A 17,578-nucleotide genomic window follows, 5' to 3' on the forward strand; every position below is an offset into this window, starting at 1 on the left:
TTAAATTACTTAATTCATAATACCCTTCCATATGGGAGGGTATTCCTATACAATAAAAAGAACATATGTTTGGTTAAAGGGGTTGTTCTTGTGAAATATACGTACACACACATTGAAGACTATGTTCAAGCTCTTTATGAATCCATCGATATCTATCACCCACGGCAATTAGACAGTGAGACAATCGCTAGTAGGTTAGGACTTAGTATCACCTATGCGCAAGTACCTTCAGGGACGGTAGAGAGCACTATTATCATTGACGAGCGATTGACAGATACCGAACAGTGGCAAGAGTTCGGCCATGAGCTATGTCATGCCCTCTGGCACACCGGAAACCAGCTGCGACTCCCTCTCCCCTTTCGGCAATATCAAGAATGGCGCGCTGACCTATTTGCTCAACATCTCTGCATTCCTACATTCATGCTGCAAAAGATTCCACTCAACAAATACGATTCAGAAAATGTACGTCTGATCCAAGAAACTTTTAAAGTGAAAGAGGATTTTTCAAAAAGAAGGTACCGGAACTATAAGAAGCGTATAAAGGAGCTCGTTCAGTATGAAGAAAAAACGATTAATCAAAGTTGAAATCGAGGATGTCAACCGGGCTATACAACTAGCTTATCCCGGTAAACAATACCTACCGGTAGTTAAGCACACCACTGTTTTGAATGACGTTCAATACTTTGACATTGAAGACTTCTTATTGTATCCAGACACTGTCCTCCCAGATGATATCTATGACTACATTGCTTCTATATACGAGAGGGAAATAAAGAAATCCAAAAGGAACGAGCAACGACGTATAAATTGATACAGCCTATTTTAAATCGACATGGTTTTCTTTAATGATTTACGTTTTTTCAATTGTTTTTATTGCTTTTGTAGCTATCTTCTATTGCACTGCTACGTAAATAAGGCTTCTAATTGATTGAAGGAGGTGCGCCGTATGGGACATTATCAAGAATTGGGTGAAGGTAGATATAGGCTCTTTGTAGACAACGGAAAAGACCGAAAAGGCAAAAGAAAGAGGAAGACGAAGATTGTCCATGCTTCAGGTGTTCGAGAGTTGAAATATTTGCTTAGACAGTTTGAGAACGAGGTGGAGAATCATAAAGAGGACGATACACGAAGAATTTCTTTTGAAGAGTTCGTTACTATGTGGAAAAAGAATTATATGCAAACTGAATTAGAGTTATCCACACAGCAGACGTATAATGGGCTTCTAAAATTTATCACGCCATTTTTTAATGAAATGGATATGGACCAGATAAAGACTATAGATATCGTAAACTATTTCACATCTGAAAAAGAAAATGAGCGTCGGTCACTTGAAAAGAAATACAATGTGCTGCTATCGCTTTTCTCTAAGGCGTTTGATTGGGGAGTGATTGAGAGCAATCCTATGCAGGGAGTTAAAAAACCAAAGACGAAGCCGAAGAAGAAACAACCGTATACATGGGAAGAAGTTCAAGAGCTTTCTAGGCACATGGCTGACCTCTCTCCTTATCATCAACGATTGATTAAAATTACAGTCGAGTGTGCATTGAGACGTGGAGAAGTGCTGGGGATAGCTGAGGATGTACTGGACTTCGAGAACAATCGAATACTGATCAGACGGAGTTTGGGCTATACAAAAGAGAATGGACTTTACTTGAAGTGTACTAAGACTGAGGATGAGACCTATCTACATGTCAGCCAACAGTTGATGGATGAATTGAAGAAACAGCTATTGGTGGCCAAAAAGAATCGAATTAAGAACTCTACTAATTGGTTAGGCTTTAGAGATAGAGAAGGCATTGACGTACTGTTGCTGTTTGCAGATGAGTTCGGGGTGCCACATCAACCAAATGCCGTAACACGATTCTGGGGACGCTTTATAGAACGTAAAAGTCTACGCCCTATTTCTTTTCATGATTTACGACACTCGTCTGCATCCATATTGAACAGAAAAGGTGTACGAAGTAAATCATTACAAAATCGATTAAGACACAAGAACATCAAGACCACAATGAACCTCTATGTACACGAAGAAGATAATGATGACAAGTTGGTGGCGCAGATGTTTGATGGCATCTGGTCCTCATAGAGGGAACATGTTCCCGAAATGTTCCCAATGCATTTCAAACTACTTGTGGAAAAGATGTTGATAAACCATTCGCACTCAGTATTACCAAGGTTTTGCTTTGCTCTATTTTTCTCTATTATGGGGTGGGTAAAGCTTGACAGGGTGGAGGTCGCTGGTTCGAACCCAGTCGGGATCATTGGGTGCCAAACCCACGTGGAAGCTGTCGGAACACGGCTTTCACATGAAAGAGTCCTAGTAGACCGTATGTCTAGGGGCTCTTTTTTTATATAAAAATAAAAATCAAACTGTACACTACTGCCCCTAAAAAGAACGCACGAAAACTACTTTCACTTTCTTCTGGCAATTCTTCCTTCATAACATTCAAAATAATTCCACCTGCCAATAAAGCGACTAAATAAGACAGAATAAATGGATGCAAATCTGTAAATGTGGCGGCTGCCCACCCTACGGCAATTGCAGTAGCAAGAAGCCATCTTCCGTAGCGTGCATAATCACGGTCATGTTGTTCATCTAAACTGATATCAATCGTAATGAAATGAACACCAAGTGCCACAAAGAACGCAAGTGGACCTAAGGACTCGGTAAATTCCTCGCGAACAAGTAAATAACCAATACTGAAGTTATACAAAGTGAAAATTCCAATATGTACCCAGAATACACCTGGATTGTGTGTAAGGGAAGAATCCTCACGCCGTCCTTTATGCGAAGACTTTACATATTTCTCTAAGCCATAAAAAAGCACGAGCCCCAGTAGAGCAAGTAAATAAATATGATGTTCAATAAACCCTAAGATCCCCTCACCCTTCAAGCTCTCTTGGAAGTCTGCTAATTCAGGAAGTAAATGAAGAAATACGTAAGCAACAGAGATTCCTCCTGCTATCGATAAAAAATGACTGCGTGGTCGTTTTCGTAAAAACTTTAAATGACGCGCGAATAAATGGATAAGTACAAAACCAATCATACAAAGTACACTCGCAACAAAGCCCATAGTTTTCACCTCCTGTCCTACTATTCCCTTTTCCTATTTGATTTGAACCGCTTCCCAAACAAAAAACGAGCATACTGCAGTATGCCCGTCGCGCTAAAATTGAAAATGCTTTTTATAAAATAGCACGCTCTTTATGGAGGACGGGCTGACATGCGAGCACATGATGGACTAAAAAAGTTCGTTTCGCTTGTTTCGCAGTATCCCAGATCCACATTTTTTCACCGTTCAACTTCAACACTTTGATTCTTCTTTTCGTTAATTTCCCAGCTTTGTCCATGTAGACTACATCCATCAACTGATTGTATTTCATTGCTTTTACAAACTGCTCACGCATCTTTTCCGACCTCCTTTGTTCTCATTATAAACGAACACTTGTTCTTTTTACAACAAAAAAGACTCGGCATCCCTAGTTTCGAAATGCCGAGAAAACTCTTTATAAAAGCCACTCAATAAACAGACCGATCGTCAGTAAAATTCCAACAAACGTATTCGTAAGAGCCGTTGATTTCATCGCGGGTCCCATCATCATCGGCTTCGTTTTTCCCAAACGGAAGCTCTTAATCGCTGTGATGGATTTTGGCACTGCGAGTAAAACTAGTAGTGCCCATGGCGTAACAATCTGTAAAACGACTAGCGCAACAATCCACACATACGACACGATAAATGCGATAGCAAGACCAGTAATTGCTCGTTCGCGTCCTAGTAAAATCGGCAATGTCTTACGCCCACCAATCGTATCTTCTTGGATATCCCGAATGTTGTTCGACATATTGATTGCCCCAACTAAGATCCCAAATGGGAAGGACAACAAAAATGCCCACATCGTCACTTCGAGCGTTTGAAGGTAATACGCAATCAAGATAAATCCAATCCCCATGAACACGCCAGCGAATAATTCACCAAATGGTGTGTAGGCAATCGGAAGAGGTCCTCCTGTATAGAAATAGCCCACAGCCATTCCCACAACGCCAATCGCAATCAACCAGAAGCTTGTTGACGCCGCGATATAAATCCCAATAAACCCAGCGATTACGTATAAAATCAGAGCGACCGAAAGAACCATGCTTGGCTGTAAGCCGTGACGAACAATTCCGCCACCGATCCCAACAGACTCTGCCGTATCAAGACCTTTTTTAAAATCATAGTATTCATTAAATAAATTTGTAGCAATCTGTAAACAAAGTCCCGCTGCCATCATCGCAAGGAACAGTCCCCAGTGAATCGATGTTTCAAAAAGCGCCATCACGGTCCCTAAAATGACCGGTACAAACGTTGCCGTCAATGTATGCGGGCGCGTCATCTGCCACATCAATTTACCGCGCGAAATCGGCGCAGTCGAATCAAGTGCTGTCATGATGAAAATCTCCTTTATTCCTAAACTACATAGCACTTTATTATAGCATTATTCATACAAAAGTTTGTAGACAGTCGCCACTTTCTCCGCGACATACCCACTCCCTCCATTATCTTCAACATCTTCAATCATCATGGCTATGATAAATGCTTCTGTCTCTACAGGATAGCTGACAAAGAAGCCGTTTTCTTGTCCTTCAGCATCTAGACTTACCTTCAGTTCAGCTGTCCCCGTCTTGCCAGCTACCGGTATCCCTGGAAGGTTGACAGCTTGCGCGAATCCATCGACGACCATACTGCGCATACCCGCTTGTAACTCCGTAATCGTTTCAGGAGATGCGAGTCCTTCTTTCCATACCACTTGATCTTCCTCTTCTAAAAGAAGGGTCGGTTGCCACATCGTACCGCCCGTCAAAAACGGTTGGTACGTTGTTGCGAGGTGTAAAATATTTGCGAGCATTTGTCCTTGTCCAAACGATGTATCCGCCAGTTGCCCTTCAGATGAAATCGTACCGTCATTTGATACTTGAGACGATTGCAAATTTAAAAAGAATGGAATGTCTTTACCAAATCCGAATGCCTCAAGTCCTGTGATGAACGTCTCGCGCCCCATTGCAAGTGCTTGCTGCGCGTAGTAGATATTGTCTGAGTAGACCAGTGACTTTTCTAGGTCGATTGGGTTCGGCGCTTCCGGGTGAAGGCGCGTCACACGATAGTCTCCCCACGACGCATCTTTTTGCCAAGTCGCCCCCTCAATCACAATGCCTTCGTTTGGATTTAAAGTGCCTGCTTCCATACCAATCGCCGCTGTAATCGGCTTCAATGTTGAACCTGGAGCGTAGGATGCAGCAAACCGGTTAAACAGAGGTTGGAGCGGGTCTTCACTCAACTCTTGATAACGACTCTGCGTCATACCGAGCATGAACTCAGATGGCTCAAATCCTGGAGAACTAAGAAGTGTTAACACTTCTCCTGTTTTCGGGTCAACTGTTGCGGCAGTTCCAGGCTCCCCGTCCATTGCGTCGTACGTTACGCGTTGTAATTCTGCGTCGAGGGTCAAATCGATACGCTCCCCGTCCACTGGCGCAATTTCCGCGAGTGTCACATCTTCCGCACCCTCCGCTGCTTTATCGATAAAAATACGTTTGCCACTTTCCCCACGCAACCGCTCTTCTAAGAAACGCTCAAGTCCTTGACGCCCAATCTGATCAAACTCTGTGTAACCGTCTTCTTCACGCTCTGCCAATTGTTCCGCTGTGATAGGTCCAATATAACCCACTAGATGAGAAGTCGCGGCTCCGTATGGATACTCGCGCATTCCCGTCTCTTGGAGCAACACACCTGGAATTTCAAGTAGAGCTGCACGGCTATCATCCACTTGTGAAATTTTATCAAGTGGGACAAAGACATCATCTGTTACCCAGCTCTGTCCTAGTTGTTGATCGATGTAATCGACAGAAATTCCAAGTAGTTCTGCAAGACGGGGCTTTAAGGTGTCATCTGTAAACTTACCAGGTACAAGTCCTACTTCAAAACCGGTCCCATTGATGGCTAATGCATTTCCGTTCCGGTCATAAATTTCTCCACGTGCAAAATTCTGCGTCGTCACACGTACTTGGTCCTCTGGCTCTAGCCCTGGCAAAATAAATCCCGTATCCCATTCCGCCATCCATGTCAGTTCCTCTTCTTCAACAGGCTGCCACGTCATCTCTTGTTCCCACTCAATCGGACCTGCACTCGTCTCGACTTGAATTTGCACCGGGAAAGTTGCTGGTTCAGTCGACTCCCACTCTGTATCTTCCGGTGGAGCTGTAAATGTGATGTCTCTTTCTGTAATCTCCAGCGCTTCGTCTAAAGCCACTTGACGTTCAATAAATGCTGCTTCATCAAACTGCTGTTTCGTTTCATCGGATAAAAATTCTTTATAAAGTGTTTCATAATCTCCTTCGTCCCACGCGGCTATATACGCTTCTAACCGTTCTTGTGGCGTCACTTCATCCGTACAGCCGACGAGTACCAGACCGCTCATCGCCACAACGCCAAATCCCCACTTTTTCATCTCGCCCACTCCTATCTTTTCCTAATCGTACCATATCAGTTTATAAAGCGTTTATATACAGGTTGTATCATTCAAAATGTTACCACTTCCCTTTACTACAGCTCTCGGAATTGGTATATTCGCAGTGGAAGATGACAGACCACTTCTGCACAGGAAACTAGGAGGTTCTTATGGAAAAGAAATGGAGTATTCGTTTAATACAAATCTCAGCAATTTTTGGCTTTATCGGCACGTATTTAGGCTCACATATGGCAGGTGCTATGGATTACGCACTGAGCCCTGTACACGCACACATCTTGTTAGTTGGTTGGTTATCCGTATTTGCATGGGGAATTTTTTATCAGCTGTTCGAAATCAAGTATAAAAAATTGGTCACAATCCATGGCATCACAGCAATTATTGGCGCTATCGGATTGACTGCAGGTATGTGGATGTACAATTTAAATCCGTTTAACTTGAACGAGACATTTATCCTGGTGTTCTTTATTGTCGGCGGGACGATTTTATTGATTGCGTTCTTCTTGTTTGCTGTCATTACGTTCTTCACAGTCCCATCTACTTCACGTAAATAAAAAATCAGCACCTTCTCTAGCTTTCATCTAAGAGAAGGTGCTGATTTTATTTTGATACAAGTTCAATCTCCGCAGCTACAGGAATTCCTTTTAAGGCCTGAGTTGCCAAACGATTGGCTTCGTTATTTTTATGACGTGGTATCTGATGATACTCTGGCTGTAACTTCATCTTATCAAGCTTTTGATCAACACGCCGCCCCCAAGAAGCAAGGGTCGGGTCCATAATCTCCCAGTCTTCAATCATATGCTGCAACACCACTTGGGAATCTCCGCGAATCTCAACCGGCACACCTTTCGCTCCCAAAAACTCTAGCTCCTGAAGAGCCAAATGAAGTGCTGCGAATTCCGCTTCATTATTTGATGTAAAGCCTTCGACAAATGCATTTTGACGCAGTCTGTAGGACTTTCCATTTTGTTCATAATAAATGACGCAACCAAGGCCTGCTTCCGCAGTCTCGCGTTTATAGCCGCCATCAAAATAGACACGGATAGTGTGTGGTTCCACTTCCACTTCTTTCATATAGCGCTTTGCTTCTTTGACTGTCCATAACGTACCACGGCTGTCGATCAAATCGACTTGTTTCACACGTCCTGTACGCTCCATATCCTCAATAAACAATAGGGCTCTTTCGAGTGGCATTTCCCCCGATTCAAAGCATGCTTCTTGATTTCTAGGTGTTTTATAAAGCCAACGAATCGATACATTCATCATCAAGACCCCCTAAGACAAGGATTAATTCGAGTGATGCCCGTCCAGTTCCTTGTAGGCATTCATATATTTGCCGCTATCCGCGACTTCAGAATGATACAGCGCCTTTAAAGCATGCGATTTCCCTAAATCATGTTCTTTCATTAGACCTTTTAACTTTTTCTGCAACTCACGGTCTGATTTCACTAATTGACTCATTTGTGCTTGTAAATACTTCATCTCATCTGTCTCCTTTCTTTTCTATAGAACTAGTTCTCGGATAGGTTCGCATCTTGTTCTGCTTCACGCTTCACACGCTTAACGAATTCTTCGACGACCGGACCACCATTCTCCTGCTTCTTGCCTAACTTCAGCATCGTCTTAGCTACAAAATTGATGCCTATATTTGAACCGATATATCGGAATTCTGTTCGGTCTTCTGCAAGTTTGTGTAGTTCGAATGTTAAAGTCGTCTCAAATAACTTAGCTAAAATAAATTGTATAGCTTTCTTCTTAAACGCTGGTTCATCCACAAACTCTGTAATCGTAACATGATAACTCTCTGTACGCGTGCCTTCTCGGTAGGTTTGTTTGTACGATGAGCCTGGTAACGGGTCGTTTTGCACAATCCATTCATTGCTCTCTACTTTCGGCATAATACGCTGCGGATTTGCTTCATCAAAAAGCGCCCATACTGTTTCAATCGGGGCTTCTATCTCAATTCGTTGATCCCACTTCATTCTGGATACCTCTCTTTAACTGCTGTGACGGTCCGACGAATCATTTCACGTAAAACGGCTTCATCGATATCAGCGATTTTATTGATGTATACACAACTCTTTCCAGATTTGTGTTTCCCAAGTTTTGAAAGCAATTCTTCTCTGCGATCGTCTCCTGGATCTAAGTAAAGAGCGTGAGCGGTCTTACGAGGCGAGAAACCTGTAATCGCTGCGTCCCCCTCGTGACCTGTTGCGTATTTATAATGATACGCGCCGTATCCAATAATGCTCGGGCCCCAGAGTACAGGCTCATACCCTGTTTCTTCATAGAATATGTCCAGTAAACGATACGCGTCCTGTTTTTTGGAAGGTTTCTCGATTTGTTCGATAAATTCATTGACACTAGCATCTGTCGGCTTTGTTTTTTGTTCATACACCATCGTTTCCCAGTCCCTTCTCTAACTATTTCGCAAAGCGAATTTTTCACGTATACTGAATGAAGTGAATTGAATTAACTGAGGTGAAAACTATGAAGCACCCACTCTACCTAGTGATGGGTGGCGTATTTGCACTGTTTATCGCAATGAGTATCGGACGTTTTGCGTATACTCCTATCTTACCATTTATGCAGCTAGAAAAGGGATTTTCAACTGTTTTTGCAGGCACCCTTGCATCCGCCAATTATGCAGGGTACTTGGCCGGAGCGATAGCCGGAAGTATATTACCCATTCAAACTTATCGTCGGAAACTGTTGCTCCTAAGTTTAGCCATTAGTATCTCATTGACATTCGCGATGGGACTTGTAGAATCACCTACCGTATGGATTTTGTTCCGTTTTGTGTCCGGAGTGACGAGTGCATTTGTTTTCGTGTTGACATCAAGTATTATTTTGGACCGCCTCGCAGCTATTGGAAGGATTGGCTTATCCGGTGTGATGTATGCTGGGGTAGGTCTTGGCATTTTCGTGTCGGGTCTAGTAGTTGCTCCACTTGTCGAACGCTATTCTAGTGACGGCGCTTGGATCGGTCTTGGTTTTATTGCACTTCTTCTAGCTATGTATGTAGTGGCTGTCGTGAAAGAACCCGAGAGTTCACCTCCCTCTCAAGCACCCCCCTCATCCAAACGCCGATTTGAACCTTGGCTGATTTGGTTGTTAGTTGCATACGGGTTGGAAGGGCTTGGCTACATCATCACGGGCACATTCATCGTAGCGATTGCCGAGCAGTCCAGTGTATTTGCCGGGAGCGGGACGAATGTCTGGGCGATTGTCGGTCTGGCAGCAGTACCTTCCACGATGATTTGGGCATTCGTCGGAAATCGATTCGGCTGGATGAAATCGTTCGCTGCACTCCTGACTATTCAAGCAACAGGCGTTGTATTGCCAGCTATATCGCAGAGTCCCGTCAGTTTTTATTTAAGTGCAATTTTGTTTGGCGCTACGTTTATGGGCGTGACGGTCCTCGTCGCTTCGTATGCACGGGAAAAGTTCCCACATGCGAGCGCTCGGATTTTGTCTGTTTTAACAGTTACCTATGCACTTGGTCAGATGATGGGTCCTATTTTGGCTTCAGCTCTTGCGGATCAGACCGGTTCGTATTCACTGGCTCTTGTAGGAGCAGCCGCTGTCATTGCCCTCGGCGCATTGTGTACGCTCCCTATTATCTATCTAGAACGACAAAAGACATCCTGAATCGGATGTCTTTTTCTTCGTCAATCGAAAAATATTCCGGAAGTCTCTTGTAAATTTCGGTTTCCGGAGTATAATTCAGGTAACGAATGATGGATGGAGAACAACTATGCTAAAAATGGATCGCCCCTATAATGAACGCATTAGTATTTATAACGGAATGGCCTCTACTATGGCCGTTAATATTACCAACACCTTTTTCCCGCTCTTTATGATTACGATTTTAGGTGCGAGCAACTACCAAGTAGGACTATTGAGCTCGCTCCCTCCTTTGATTGCTTTACTCATGACCATTCCAGCAGCTATCTTGTTGAACAAAAGTAGTACGCATAAACGAATCGTCGGTACAGCCATTATCACAGCGAGGCTGTTTTTTCTTGCCATCGTCTTTGTCGTCTATCTCCCGTTGGAGTGGCAGGCCTGGGCATTTCTTGTCATCATCGGAATGATGCATGTCCCAACTGCTCTGGCAACAATCGGCTGGCAGACGCTTATCAGTGGGTTAGTGGATGAACATCGTCGTGCACAGTTTTTCAGTGACCGGAACCGAATGGTAACAGTCGTCGGTTTATTCACGACTCTCTTCGTTGGAATCGTATTGCGAGACGCGACGGAGAGTGTGATGTCGTATCAGATTTTATTCGCAGTCGCACTTTGTTTTGGTTTACTTGAAGGGTTTTTAGTATTTCGCCATAAGGAAAACGATCCCGTCGTGACAGATACGAAACCAAAATTAATGGACTGGTCCATCTTCAAAGACCAGGGCTATAGATGGTTCTTAGTGGCCGCCCTCTTCTTCAATTTTACGTGGCAAATGGCTTGGGGACTTTTTAACATCTATCACGTGCGAATTGCCGAAGCGACAATTTTTTGGTTTAGTATGTTCTCTGCAGGAAACATGTTGATGCAGTTCTTTACCTATCCCCTGTGGAAAAAGTGGTCCGAGAAGTATTCCAACACGCTCGTGTTTATTGTCTTAGCAATCGGGATGGCTTCCGCGCCATTCTTTACCGTATTGACGACAAACTTCTTTTTACTGTTCTTAGTTCAAACGACTTCTGGTTTCTTCCTGTCCGGGGTTATCTTAGTCCTCTTCAATATGCTACTCGAACATAGTCCAGCGGATAAACGTACGTATTGTATCACGACATATAACGTCTTACTTTCTCTCATGGCATTTATTGCACCGCAGATCGGGATTTTGTTTCTTGAACTGTTTGGCATTGTTGAAGCTATGCACATCAATGCGTTCTTACGACTTTCAAGCAGTCTTGTGTTCTTCGCCATGTTTTGGTTCTATTCGCGTCATAAAAAGCGGCCTGAAGTTGCAGTATAACGATCAAAAAAGGTGGAGATTCGTATAAACGCGAATCTCTACCTTTTTCTTTAGAGATTATAGTTTTCTCCCCAATCGCGCCGCTGCTTGAGCAAGCGCCTCATACGGCTTGGACAATGCTTGTTCCACCGTACATTCCCTTGACACAATGGCTTCTACGTACGAAAAATGAGGAACGAGCAAACTCTTCTCCTGAGACGGAATCATACCAGACAACAACGCGACTTTTACCCCAACTCGTCGCGCACGTTCTGCCACCCCAAGAGGTGCTTTACCGGATAGAGTCTGAACATCCGACTTCCCTTCTCCCGTAATCACCAAGTCCGCTTCTCGCAAATACTGGTCATACTCGATAGCATCCAAAACTGAATCAATTCCTCGTTCGAGATGCGCCGGAAAGAAGGCAAGCAAGGCCATCCCTAAACCACCTGCTGCTCCTGCCCCTGCTCTCAAGTGATGCGCTTGTCCCGTCAATTTGTACACAACGTCTGCATACCTCTGGAGCACATTTTCAAGAATAGACGCAAGTTCAGGGGTGACACCCTTTTGTGGCCCGAAAACAGCCGTCGCTCCACGTTCGCCTAGTAGTGGATTGTCCACATCGCAAGCGATTGAAAAATCACAAGAAGCGATACGTGAATCAAAATCTGAAAGGTCAATTTCTCCTAACTGTAGATAGTCCGGCAAGTGCGTTCTGAGTTCCATTCCAGAAGTATCATAAAAACGTATCCCCAGTGCTCGGAGTGCCCCAATCCCACCATCATTTGTCGCACTTCCCCCAATTGCCACGATGAACTTGCGGCATCCCTCATCCAGTGCATGCCGAATGAGTTGACCCGTACCGAATGTCGATGCCCGAAGCGGATTGCGGTCAGTTGGAGCTATGTGCGTAATCCCAGAGGCTTCTGCCATTTCAATGACAGCTGTTACGCCGTCTCCAAGAATGCCATAGTGAGCTACGATTTCTCGACCTAAAGGATCTAAGACAGGTACATCAATCAGCCGACCAGCTGTGGCATCCACTAAAGCTTCAAGTGTACCTTCTCCTCCGTCGGCAATCGGAACAACCGTACAATTGATGTCTGGACGAACAGATTGAATCCCTTCTCGAATAGCCATTCCTGCTTCTTTCGCGCTAAGAGTTCCTTTAAACGAATCTGGACTGATGATGATGTTCATGTTCCTCACCCCATTTCATAAACGCTTACAAAAAGCCTAGCAGGTACTCTCACCCGCTAGGCTTTCGTTTATTCTCCGCGCTTTGAAGCGTACCAGCGCGCTGCCGCTTGTCGTAACACCTCTTCAGGCTTTTCAAGCGCTTGCTCTACTTCTTTCTCTGAAGTGGCAAGTACCACGACTTCATTGAAAACATCGTTAGCTTCTTCAGCCACATCGATATCGCCACTTCCAGCAAACAATGTCACCGGCAAGCCTTTGTCCCCTGCAAACTTCGCCACGCCATGCGGTCCTTTTCCTTCTAAGAACGTATGCGCATCAAGGCGTCCTTCTCCAGTAATTACGTGTGTAACACCAGACAATGCATTTTCCCATCCTGATCGCTTCAGCACAAAATCGATTCCGTGATACCACTTGGTCGGGAAAAATGCTTGGACGGCTCCGCCTAAGCCTCCTCCAGAACCCGCTCCTGCTCGGTCATGCAGACGAACCCCGGTATGTGCCTCGATGACATCTGCTAGCTGTTGGAGTGCTGCTTCCACTTCTTCCGACTCTTCTGCTTGCAGGCCTTTCGTCTCCCCATATAGACGCGTTGCACCTTGAGGCCCTATATATGGAATCTGTACATCACTCACTACTGCGAATGTACATTCTTGAAGACGTTTATCAAACTCTGCATCATCTAACCGATCAAGATGTTTAAGTTGTACCAAATCTCCTGACATTTCCTGACCCTCTTTGTCTAAAAACTTCAATCCAAGAGCCCGTAACATACCTGCTCCTCCGTCATTTGTTGCACTGCTCCCAATTGCCAAAACAAAATTGCGATGCCCTTCATCAAGTGCTGCACGAATCAGTTCACCGGTGCCAAACGTAGACGCGAGTCGTGGGTTCTGTTCATGCTTTTTGACATAGGAGAAACCGGAAGCTTGCGCCATCTCAATCACACATGTATGACGCGAAAGCCCTGTGACACCATACTTCGCCTCAACCGGACGGCCAAGCGGGTCATGAACAGTGGCCGTTTTGTATGTTCCTCTCGTTGCATTCATAAGCGCATCCAAAGTTCCTTCCCCTCCATCTGCAATCGGGAACTCTACAATTTCAAGCGTTGGATCGACAGACTGCAAGCCTTGTGCAATAGCACGGGTTGCTTGTTTAGATGTTAACGTTGTTTTCCAAGCATCTGAGCTGATGATGAATTTCATGGCTGTTCCCCCTAAAATAGTCGTTTGACGGATGGACCGAATAAGTAGAAATGTAAATCCTGTTTCTTTTCTTCTATACTTCGTGATAGTCGCGCAATCTCCTGCTCAAGTGCTGTAATTTCTTCGATCGCCTCATCGACTCGCTGGCGAGATATCTCTTCCCCAAGCTCCAAGTAGTGCAACTGCGCTTCTAGTGCTTTGACCTGTTGATGACGCTGCATAGCCCCCGCATAGCTTTTGACTTCTTTCGTCTTTAATTCATACAACTGCTTTTCAAGTGCTTCTTTTCCCATGTGAATCGCCTCCTAAAATTGTGCCAAACAAAAAACTCTTCCCCACGAGAGAGAAGAGTTGCAAGTGCACAATTTCTCCTCATCGTTCAGGTATCCCCTGTTGGATGGAGCACCTTACCGCGCGGGCAGGTTGCTGAGACTTCGTAGGGCCAATTCCCTCCATCTCTCTTGATAAGAAAAGAGTTCATGTTCAGTTAGGTCAAGTATAGCAGAAAGAGGGGGAATTTCCCAGCCTCATTTCGATCGGATATCATCTTCATCAGCATTTTTATGGTTATACAGTTCGTTCTCGCCATCTTTATCCGCAGGGTCTTCCCGATAAAAGAACGGATCACTATCGATTTTTTCTTCTTCAGTCAATGATTTTTCATCGCTTGGCATTGGAATCTTCCCACTATTTACTTTCTCTTTATCTTTGTCTTTTTCAAACATTGTGCATCCCTCCACTTATTCTGAATTAGTAAAGTATTCCCTCCAACCACCTGTTTAAAACGACTCGAGCAGGGAAATAGGAATTCAAGGAGGCGATTTGAAATGCCATGGACAAAAACGGACTATCCCGATTCCATGAAAAATTTAGACGCTAGTGTACGGAATAAAGCGATTGAGATGGCAAATGCGATGGTGGATGACGGTATGGAAGAAGGCCGCGCCATTTCTATTGCAACGGCGAAAGCACGTGACTATGTTAGCGGGAGTGACAATTCTTCACGCCCTCATTATGTAGTGAAAGCACATGAAGACGACTGGATACTTATGAAACAGGACGGAGAAAGGGCCATTAAGACGGCTACTACAAAAGAATCGCTTCTTGAAGAAGCAAAAACATATGTCAATGATAAAGATGGCATTTTAAAAGTGTTTAAACAAGATGGATCCGTTGAAGATACCTATTATGAATGAGGAGGAATGGTGATGAGCGAAAAATTAAAGGTAGGCATTATTTTAGGGAGTACGCGTGATGGTCGGGTCAGTCCACAAGTTGGAGAATGGCTCGTCGAAAAAGCGAAAGGTCGTGAAGACGCCAATTATGAACTGGTAGATATCAAGGATTTTGACCTTCCACTGCTTGGGACAGCTGAATCAGAAGGTGTAAAACGATGGAATGAAAAGCTCGACTCCCTCGATGCCTTTGTATTTGTTGTCGCAGAATACAATCACAGCATGACGGGAGCTTTAAAAAACGCATTTGATAGTGCGAAAGAGTCTTGGCACAACAAAGCAGCTGGAATTGTCAGTTACGGATCTGCAGGAGGTACACGTGCAGCTGAGCATGTTCGACAAGTATGCGCTGAGCTTATGATTGCAGATGTACGTGTACATCCTGTCTTATCCTTATTCTTAGATTTTGAAAAAGGACAAACATTTACACCTCGTGACCTTCACGACAAAAACGTCAACGACATGTTTGACCAAGTACTCGCATGGGGCGGGGCATTGAAACCACTACGTACAAACAAAGCCTGAGGAGACTTCCTCAGGCTTTTGGCATGATGGAATATGGTTCCCCTAGCCAGTCCATTAATTCGTCAAACCCATCTCGCCCACTTTTTAAGCCGAATTCATATAACGCAGACAACCGCTGTGGATTGCGTTCTGCTCGACTGATTTTAAACGTTTCTTGTGGATGAATAACAAATGCATCGCCTTGCGTTTCTAATTCATCCAGCCAATCCAGGGTATTGTTGATACATGAACTTACTGACGCCTGAAAACCGGGAAGCTGCTTTGCGATACCCCTTTGGACGTGTCAAAACGACAACGGGGCGCTCTACTCCATCCTCAAGTGCTTTCTTTAATGGGATTGGATCGGCAATGCCACCGTCCATTAACTTTAGCCCCTTATACTCAACTGGTGCAGCCATAAAGGGTAAAGAACTAGAGGCCCGAACCACCTTCAAAATCTCATCCCGAGGTGCTCCTTTTTCAAAATAGATTGGTTTTCCACTATAGCAATCAGTCGTTCCAATGACAAAACGTTCCGGAGATGCAGAAAACGTTTCGTAATCGAATGGGACAAGTTCATTCGGCAACTTATCAAAGAGCAAGTCCATCCCAAACAATTCTCGTTTTGTCACTAAATTTTTTAAAGAAATATAATCCGGATGCGTCACATAGTCAATGGATACTTTCCGATTTCTATCTCGTTGTCTAGCTGCATAGGAAGACCCGTGACATGCCCCTGCCGAAACCCCTATGACATATGGAAAATAATAGTCCTGCTCCATAAATGATTCTAAAATACCTCCAGTAAAAACGCCTCGCATGCCTCCGCCTTCTAAAATTAATCCAGCTCCGTTCATCGCGACCTCTCCTTTTTACTTCTCTCATTCTAGTATTTCGCAAAAGCAATCAGGAAGCAACTGGAATCTCGAAATTAAATCCTATCAAAGCACTTTGAATTGGAATTTAAATACCTGACTTGGTATACTGTTTGAACAAGAAACAACATGAAAGTAGGGAAAAAAATGACGATTTACCAAAGTATAACTGAATTGATAGGCGATACTCCTGCCGTCAAATTAAACCGCGTTGTCCCAGAAGGTGCAGCGGATGTTTATGTGAAACTTGAAATGTACAATCCTTCAAAAAGCGTGAAAGACCGCGCAGCGAATAATATGATCAAAGCAGCGGAAGAACAAGGTCTGATTCGTCCAGGTGACACAATTATTGAACCAACAAGTGGGAATACAGGTATAGGTCTTGCCATGGTTGCAGCAGCACGTGGGTACCGTGCAATTTTAGTTCTTCCTGATAATAGTACACAGGAACGAATCAATCTCTTGAAAGCCTTTGGTGCTGAAGTGGTTCTCACACCGCAAGACGAAAAAATGCCGGGGGCGATCGGAAAAGCACTGGAATTGAAAGAATCGATTCCCAATGCATTCATTCCACAGCAATTTGAAAACTCCGCAAATGCTGATGCACATCGTGGCACTACGGCTCTTGAAATCCTAGAACAAATGGATGGTGAGTTGGATGCGTTTGTAGCGACTGCTGGAACGGGTGGTACGATCACAGGAACTGGCGAGACCCTAAAAGCTCACCTTCCAAATCTGTATATCGGCGTTGTAGAACCAAAAGGCTCACCTGTATTATCTGGAGGAAAGCCTGGTCGCCACAAGCTTGTCGGAACGAGCCCTGGATTTATTCCGCCAATTTTGAATACATCAATTTACGATGAAATTTTCCAAATTGAAGATGACCAAGCCATTGACCTCTTCCGTCGCCTTGCGCGTGAGGAAGGTATATTTGTTGGGCCTTCTGCCGGGGCCGCTGTTTATGCAGCCATTGAAATTGCAAAACGCTTAGGTCCTGGAAAAAAGGTTCTTTGCATTGCTCCGGATACAGGTGAACGCTACTTATCAATGGGACTGATTGAATAAAGAAAAAGCGGGTATATAAAAGAGGTA

General features: G+C 44.2%; 20 protein-coding genes, 1 pseudogene and 1 riboswitch. Of the genes and pseudogenes, 8 read left to right on the top strand and 13 right to left on the bottom strand.

What is annotated here, in order from left to right; all coding sequences use genetic code 11:
- The first annotated feature begins 90 nt into the window (after window positions 1–90).
- Together ACF3OH_RS12160 and ACF3OH_RS12165 are read left to right on the top strand one after the other, a co-directional pair.
- Window positions 91–585: an ImmA/IrrE family metallo-endopeptidase gene (locus ACF3OH_RS12160; protein ID WP_392454859.1), complete on the top strand. Its 495-nt coding sequence runs from the start codon at window positions 91–93 to the stop codon at window positions 583–585.
- 361 nt (window positions 586–946) lie between these two features.
- On the top strand, window positions 947–2,086 hold the full coding sequence (locus ACF3OH_RS12165) for a tyrosine-type recombinase/integrase (RefSeq protein WP_392454860.1): 1,140 nt from the start codon (window positions 947–949) through the stop codon (window positions 2,084–2,086).
- Window positions 2,087–2,348: 262 nt separating this feature from the next.
- Here ACF3OH_RS12165 and ACF3OH_RS12170 read toward each other — a convergent pair whose 3' ends face one another.
- The 4 genes from ACF3OH_RS12170 to ACF3OH_RS12185 all read right to left on the bottom strand — a co-directional run bounded on the left by ACF3OH_RS12170 (window position 2,349) and on the right by ACF3OH_RS12185 (window position 6,486).
- Window positions 2,349–3,074: a hypothetical protein gene (locus ACF3OH_RS12170; protein WP_392454861.1), complete on the bottom strand. Its 726-nt coding sequence runs from the start codon at window positions 3,072–3,074 to the stop codon at window positions 2,349–2,351.
- Window positions 3,075–3,186: 112 nt separating this feature from the next.
- Entirely contained in the window at window positions 3,187–3,408 is a 222-nt protein-coding gene (locus ACF3OH_RS12175; protein ID WP_392454862.1) for a transcriptional regulator, read from the bottom strand.
- 99 nt (window positions 3,409–3,507) lie between these two features.
- A complete protein-coding gene (locus tag ACF3OH_RS12180; protein WP_392454863.1) occupies window positions 3,508–4,428 on the bottom strand; it encodes a 1,4-dihydroxy-2-naphthoate polyprenyltransferase in 921 nt (306 codons plus the stop codon).
- Between the two features lie 48 nt (window positions 4,429–4,476).
- Complete coding sequence (locus tag ACF3OH_RS12185) at window positions 4,477–6,486, bottom strand: penicillin-binding transpeptidase domain-containing protein (protein ID WP_392454864.1); 2,010 nt, start codon at window positions 6,484–6,486, stop codon at window positions 4,477–4,479.
- Between the two features lie 170 nt (window positions 6,487–6,656).
- Here ACF3OH_RS12185 and ACF3OH_RS12190 point away from each other — a divergent pair, with 170 nt between their 5' ends.
- Complete coding sequence (locus ACF3OH_RS12190) at window positions 6,657–7,058, top strand: hypothetical protein (RefSeq protein WP_204589492.1); 402 nt, start codon at window positions 6,657–6,659, stop codon at window positions 7,056–7,058.
- Between the two features lie 46 nt (window positions 7,059–7,104).
- Here ACF3OH_RS12190 and ACF3OH_RS12195 read toward each other — a convergent pair whose 3' ends face one another.
- The 4 genes from ACF3OH_RS12195 to ACF3OH_RS12210 are packed head-to-tail and all read right to left on the bottom strand — an operon-like array spanning window position 7,105 to window position 8,902.
- Window positions 7,105–7,770 (bottom strand): RNase H family protein, encoded by a 666-nt coding sequence (locus ACF3OH_RS12195; RefSeq protein WP_392454865.1) that lies wholly within the window; start codon window positions 7,768–7,770, stop codon window positions 7,105–7,107.
- Between the two features lie 21 nt (window positions 7,771–7,791).
- Window positions 7,792–7,986, bottom strand: coding sequence for a hypothetical protein (locus ACF3OH_RS12200; protein WP_392454866.1), 195 nt, complete (start codon window positions 7,984–7,986; stop codon window positions 7,792–7,794).
- A gap of 29 nt (window positions 7,987–8,015) precedes the next feature.
- Window positions 8,016–8,486, bottom strand: coding sequence for an SRPBCC family protein (locus tag ACF3OH_RS12205; RefSeq protein WP_204589490.1), 471 nt, complete (start codon window positions 8,484–8,486; stop codon window positions 8,016–8,018).
- Window positions 8,483–8,902 carry a DUF1801 domain-containing protein gene (locus ACF3OH_RS12210; protein ID WP_392456775.1) on the bottom strand — a complete coding sequence of 140 codons (420 nt, stop codon included), beginning with the start codon at window positions 8,900–8,902 and terminating at the stop codon, window positions 8,483–8,485. The genes ACF3OH_RS12205 and ACF3OH_RS12210 overlap by 4 nt, the downstream gene beginning before the upstream one ends.
- 92 nt (window positions 8,903–8,994) lie before the next feature.
- Here ACF3OH_RS12210 and ACF3OH_RS12215 point away from each other — a divergent pair, with 92 nt between their 5' ends.
- Entirely contained in the window at window positions 8,995–10,155 is a 1,161-nt protein-coding gene (locus ACF3OH_RS12215; RefSeq protein WP_392454867.1) for a YbfB/YjiJ family MFS transporter, read from the top strand.
- A gap of 106 nt (window positions 10,156–10,261) precedes the next feature.
- Window positions 10,262–11,488, top strand: coding sequence for an MFS transporter (locus ACF3OH_RS12220; RefSeq protein ID WP_392454868.1), 1,227 nt, complete (start codon window positions 10,262–10,264; stop codon window positions 11,486–11,488).
- A gap of 57 nt (window positions 11,489–11,545) precedes the next feature.
- Here ACF3OH_RS12220 and ACF3OH_RS12225 read toward each other — a convergent pair whose 3' ends face one another.
- The 4 genes from ACF3OH_RS12225 to ACF3OH_RS12240 all read right to left on the bottom strand — a co-directional run bounded on the left by ACF3OH_RS12225 (window position 11,546) and on the right by ACF3OH_RS12240 (window position 14,597).
- Window positions 11,546–12,667, bottom strand: a complete 1,122-nt coding sequence (locus tag ACF3OH_RS12225; RefSeq protein ID WP_392454869.1) for a glycerate kinase — start codon at window positions 12,665–12,667, stop codon at window positions 11,546–11,548.
- A gap of 68 nt (window positions 12,668–12,735) precedes the next feature.
- The gene (locus tag ACF3OH_RS12230; RefSeq protein WP_392454871.1) at window positions 12,736–13,872 is read right to left on the bottom strand and encodes a glycerate kinase; all 1,137 of its coding nucleotides are present in this window, start codon (window positions 13,870–13,872) and stop codon (window positions 12,736–12,738) included.
- An 11-nt stretch (window positions 13,873–13,883) separates the two neighbouring features.
- Complete coding sequence (locus tag ACF3OH_RS12235) at window positions 13,884–14,165, bottom strand: hypothetical protein (protein WP_204589486.1); 282 nt, start codon at window positions 14,163–14,165, stop codon at window positions 13,884–13,886.
- Between the two features lie 76 nt (window positions 14,166–14,241).
- Window positions 14,242–14,343: riboswitch (SAM riboswitch) on the bottom strand.
- A gap of 56 nt (window positions 14,344–14,399) precedes the next feature.
- The gene (locus ACF3OH_RS12240; RefSeq protein WP_204589485.1) at window positions 14,400–14,597 is read right to left on the bottom strand and encodes a hypothetical protein; all 198 of its coding nucleotides are present in this window, start codon (window positions 14,595–14,597) and stop codon (window positions 14,400–14,402) included.
- A gap of 102 nt (window positions 14,598–14,699) precedes the next feature.
- Here ACF3OH_RS12240 and ACF3OH_RS12245 point away from each other — a divergent pair, with 102 nt between their 5' ends.
- Window positions 14,700–15,068, top strand: coding sequence for a DUF2188 domain-containing protein (locus ACF3OH_RS12245; protein WP_392454873.1), 369 nt, complete (start codon window positions 14,700–14,702; stop codon window positions 15,066–15,068).
- Between the two features lie 12 nt (window positions 15,069–15,080).
- A complete protein-coding gene (locus ACF3OH_RS12250) occupies window positions 15,081–15,632 on the top strand; it encodes an NADPH-dependent FMN reductase (protein WP_204589483.1) in 552 nt (183 codons plus the stop codon).
- Between the two features lie 10 nt (window positions 15,633–15,642).
- On the opposite strand, the pseudogene ACF3OH_RS12255 reads toward ACF3OH_RS12250, so the two are convergent.
- Window positions 15,643–16,468: pseudogene (locus ACF3OH_RS12255) on the bottom strand (patatin family protein).
- Window positions 16,469–16,633: 165 nt separating this feature from the next.
- Here ACF3OH_RS12255 and cysK point away from each other — a divergent pair.
- The gene (gene cysK / locus ACF3OH_RS12260; RefSeq protein ID WP_392454874.1) at window positions 16,634–17,551 is read left to right on the top strand and encodes a cysteine synthase A; all 918 of its coding nucleotides are present in this window, start codon (window positions 16,634–16,636) and stop codon (window positions 17,549–17,551) included.
- The last annotated feature ends 27 nt before the right edge of the window (window positions 17,552–17,578 follow it).

This window comes from Chryseomicrobium aureum (assembly GCF_043182735.1).
GTDB classification, from domain to species: Bacteria; Bacillota; Bacilli; order Bacillales_A; family Planococcaceae; genus Chryseomicrobium; species Chryseomicrobium aureum.

Excerpts from the sequence above, each read along its gene's own strand:
- ACF3OH_RS12165 (WP_392454860.1), top strand. The coding sequence starts at position 947 with ATGGGACATTATCAAGAATTGGGTGAAGGTAGATATAGGCTCTTTGTA.
- ACF3OH_RS12170 (WP_392454861.1), bottom strand. The coding sequence starts at position 3,074 with ATGGGCTTTGTTGCGAGTGTACTTTGTATGATTGGTTTTGTACTTATC.
- ACF3OH_RS12175 (WP_392454862.1), bottom strand. The coding sequence starts at position 3,408 with ATGCGTGAGCAGTTTGTAAAAGCAATGAAATACAATCAGTTGATGGAT.
- ACF3OH_RS12180 (WP_392454863.1), bottom strand. The coding sequence starts at position 4,428 with ATGACAGCACTTGATTCGACTGCGCCGATTTCGCGCGGTAAATTGATG.
- ACF3OH_RS12185 (WP_392454864.1), bottom strand. The coding sequence starts at position 6,486 with ATGAAAAAGTGGGGATTTGGCGTTGTGGCGATGAGCGGTCTGGTACTC.
- ACF3OH_RS12190 (WP_204589492.1), top strand. The coding sequence starts at position 6,657 with ATGGAAAAGAAATGGAGTATTCGTTTAATACAAATCTCAGCAATTTTT.
- ACF3OH_RS12195 (WP_392454865.1), bottom strand. The coding sequence starts at position 7,770 with ATGATGAATGTATCGATTCGTTGGCTTTATAAAACACCTAGAAATCAA.
- ACF3OH_RS12200 (WP_392454866.1), bottom strand. The coding sequence starts at position 7,986 with ATGAAGTATTTACAAGCACAAATGAGTCAATTAGTGAAATCAGACCGT.
- ACF3OH_RS12205 (WP_204589490.1), bottom strand. The coding sequence starts at position 8,486 with ATGAAGTGGGATCAACGAATTGAGATAGAAGCCCCGATTGAAACAGTA.
- ACF3OH_RS12215 (WP_392454867.1), top strand. The coding sequence starts at position 8,995 with ATGAAGCACCCACTCTACCTAGTGATGGGTGGCGTATTTGCACTGTTT.
- ACF3OH_RS12220 (WP_392454868.1), top strand. The coding sequence starts at position 10,262 with ATGCTAAAAATGGATCGCCCCTATAATGAACGCATTAGTATTTATAAC.
- ACF3OH_RS12225 (WP_392454869.1), bottom strand. The coding sequence starts at position 12,667 with ATGAACATCATCATCAGTCCAGATTCGTTTAAAGGAACTCTTAGCGCG.
- ACF3OH_RS12230 (WP_392454871.1), bottom strand. The coding sequence starts at position 13,872 with ATGAAATTCATCATCAGCTCAGATGCTTGGAAAACAACGTTAACATCT.
- ACF3OH_RS12235 (WP_204589486.1), bottom strand. The coding sequence starts at position 14,165 with ATGGGAAAAGAAGCACTTGAAAAGCAGTTGTATGAATTAAAGACGAAA.
- ACF3OH_RS12240 (WP_204589485.1), bottom strand. The coding sequence starts at position 14,597 with ATGTTTGAAAAAGACAAAGATAAAGAGAAAGTAAATAGTGGGAAGATT.
- ACF3OH_RS12245 (WP_392454873.1), top strand. The coding sequence starts at position 14,700 with ATGCCATGGACAAAAACGGACTATCCCGATTCCATGAAAAATTTAGAC.
- ACF3OH_RS12250 (WP_204589483.1), top strand. The coding sequence starts at position 15,081 with ATGAGCGAAAAATTAAAGGTAGGCATTATTTTAGGGAGTACGCGTGAT.
- cysK (WP_392454874.1), top strand. The coding sequence starts at position 16,634 with ATGACGATTTACCAAAGTATAACTGAATTGATAGGCGATACTCCTGCC.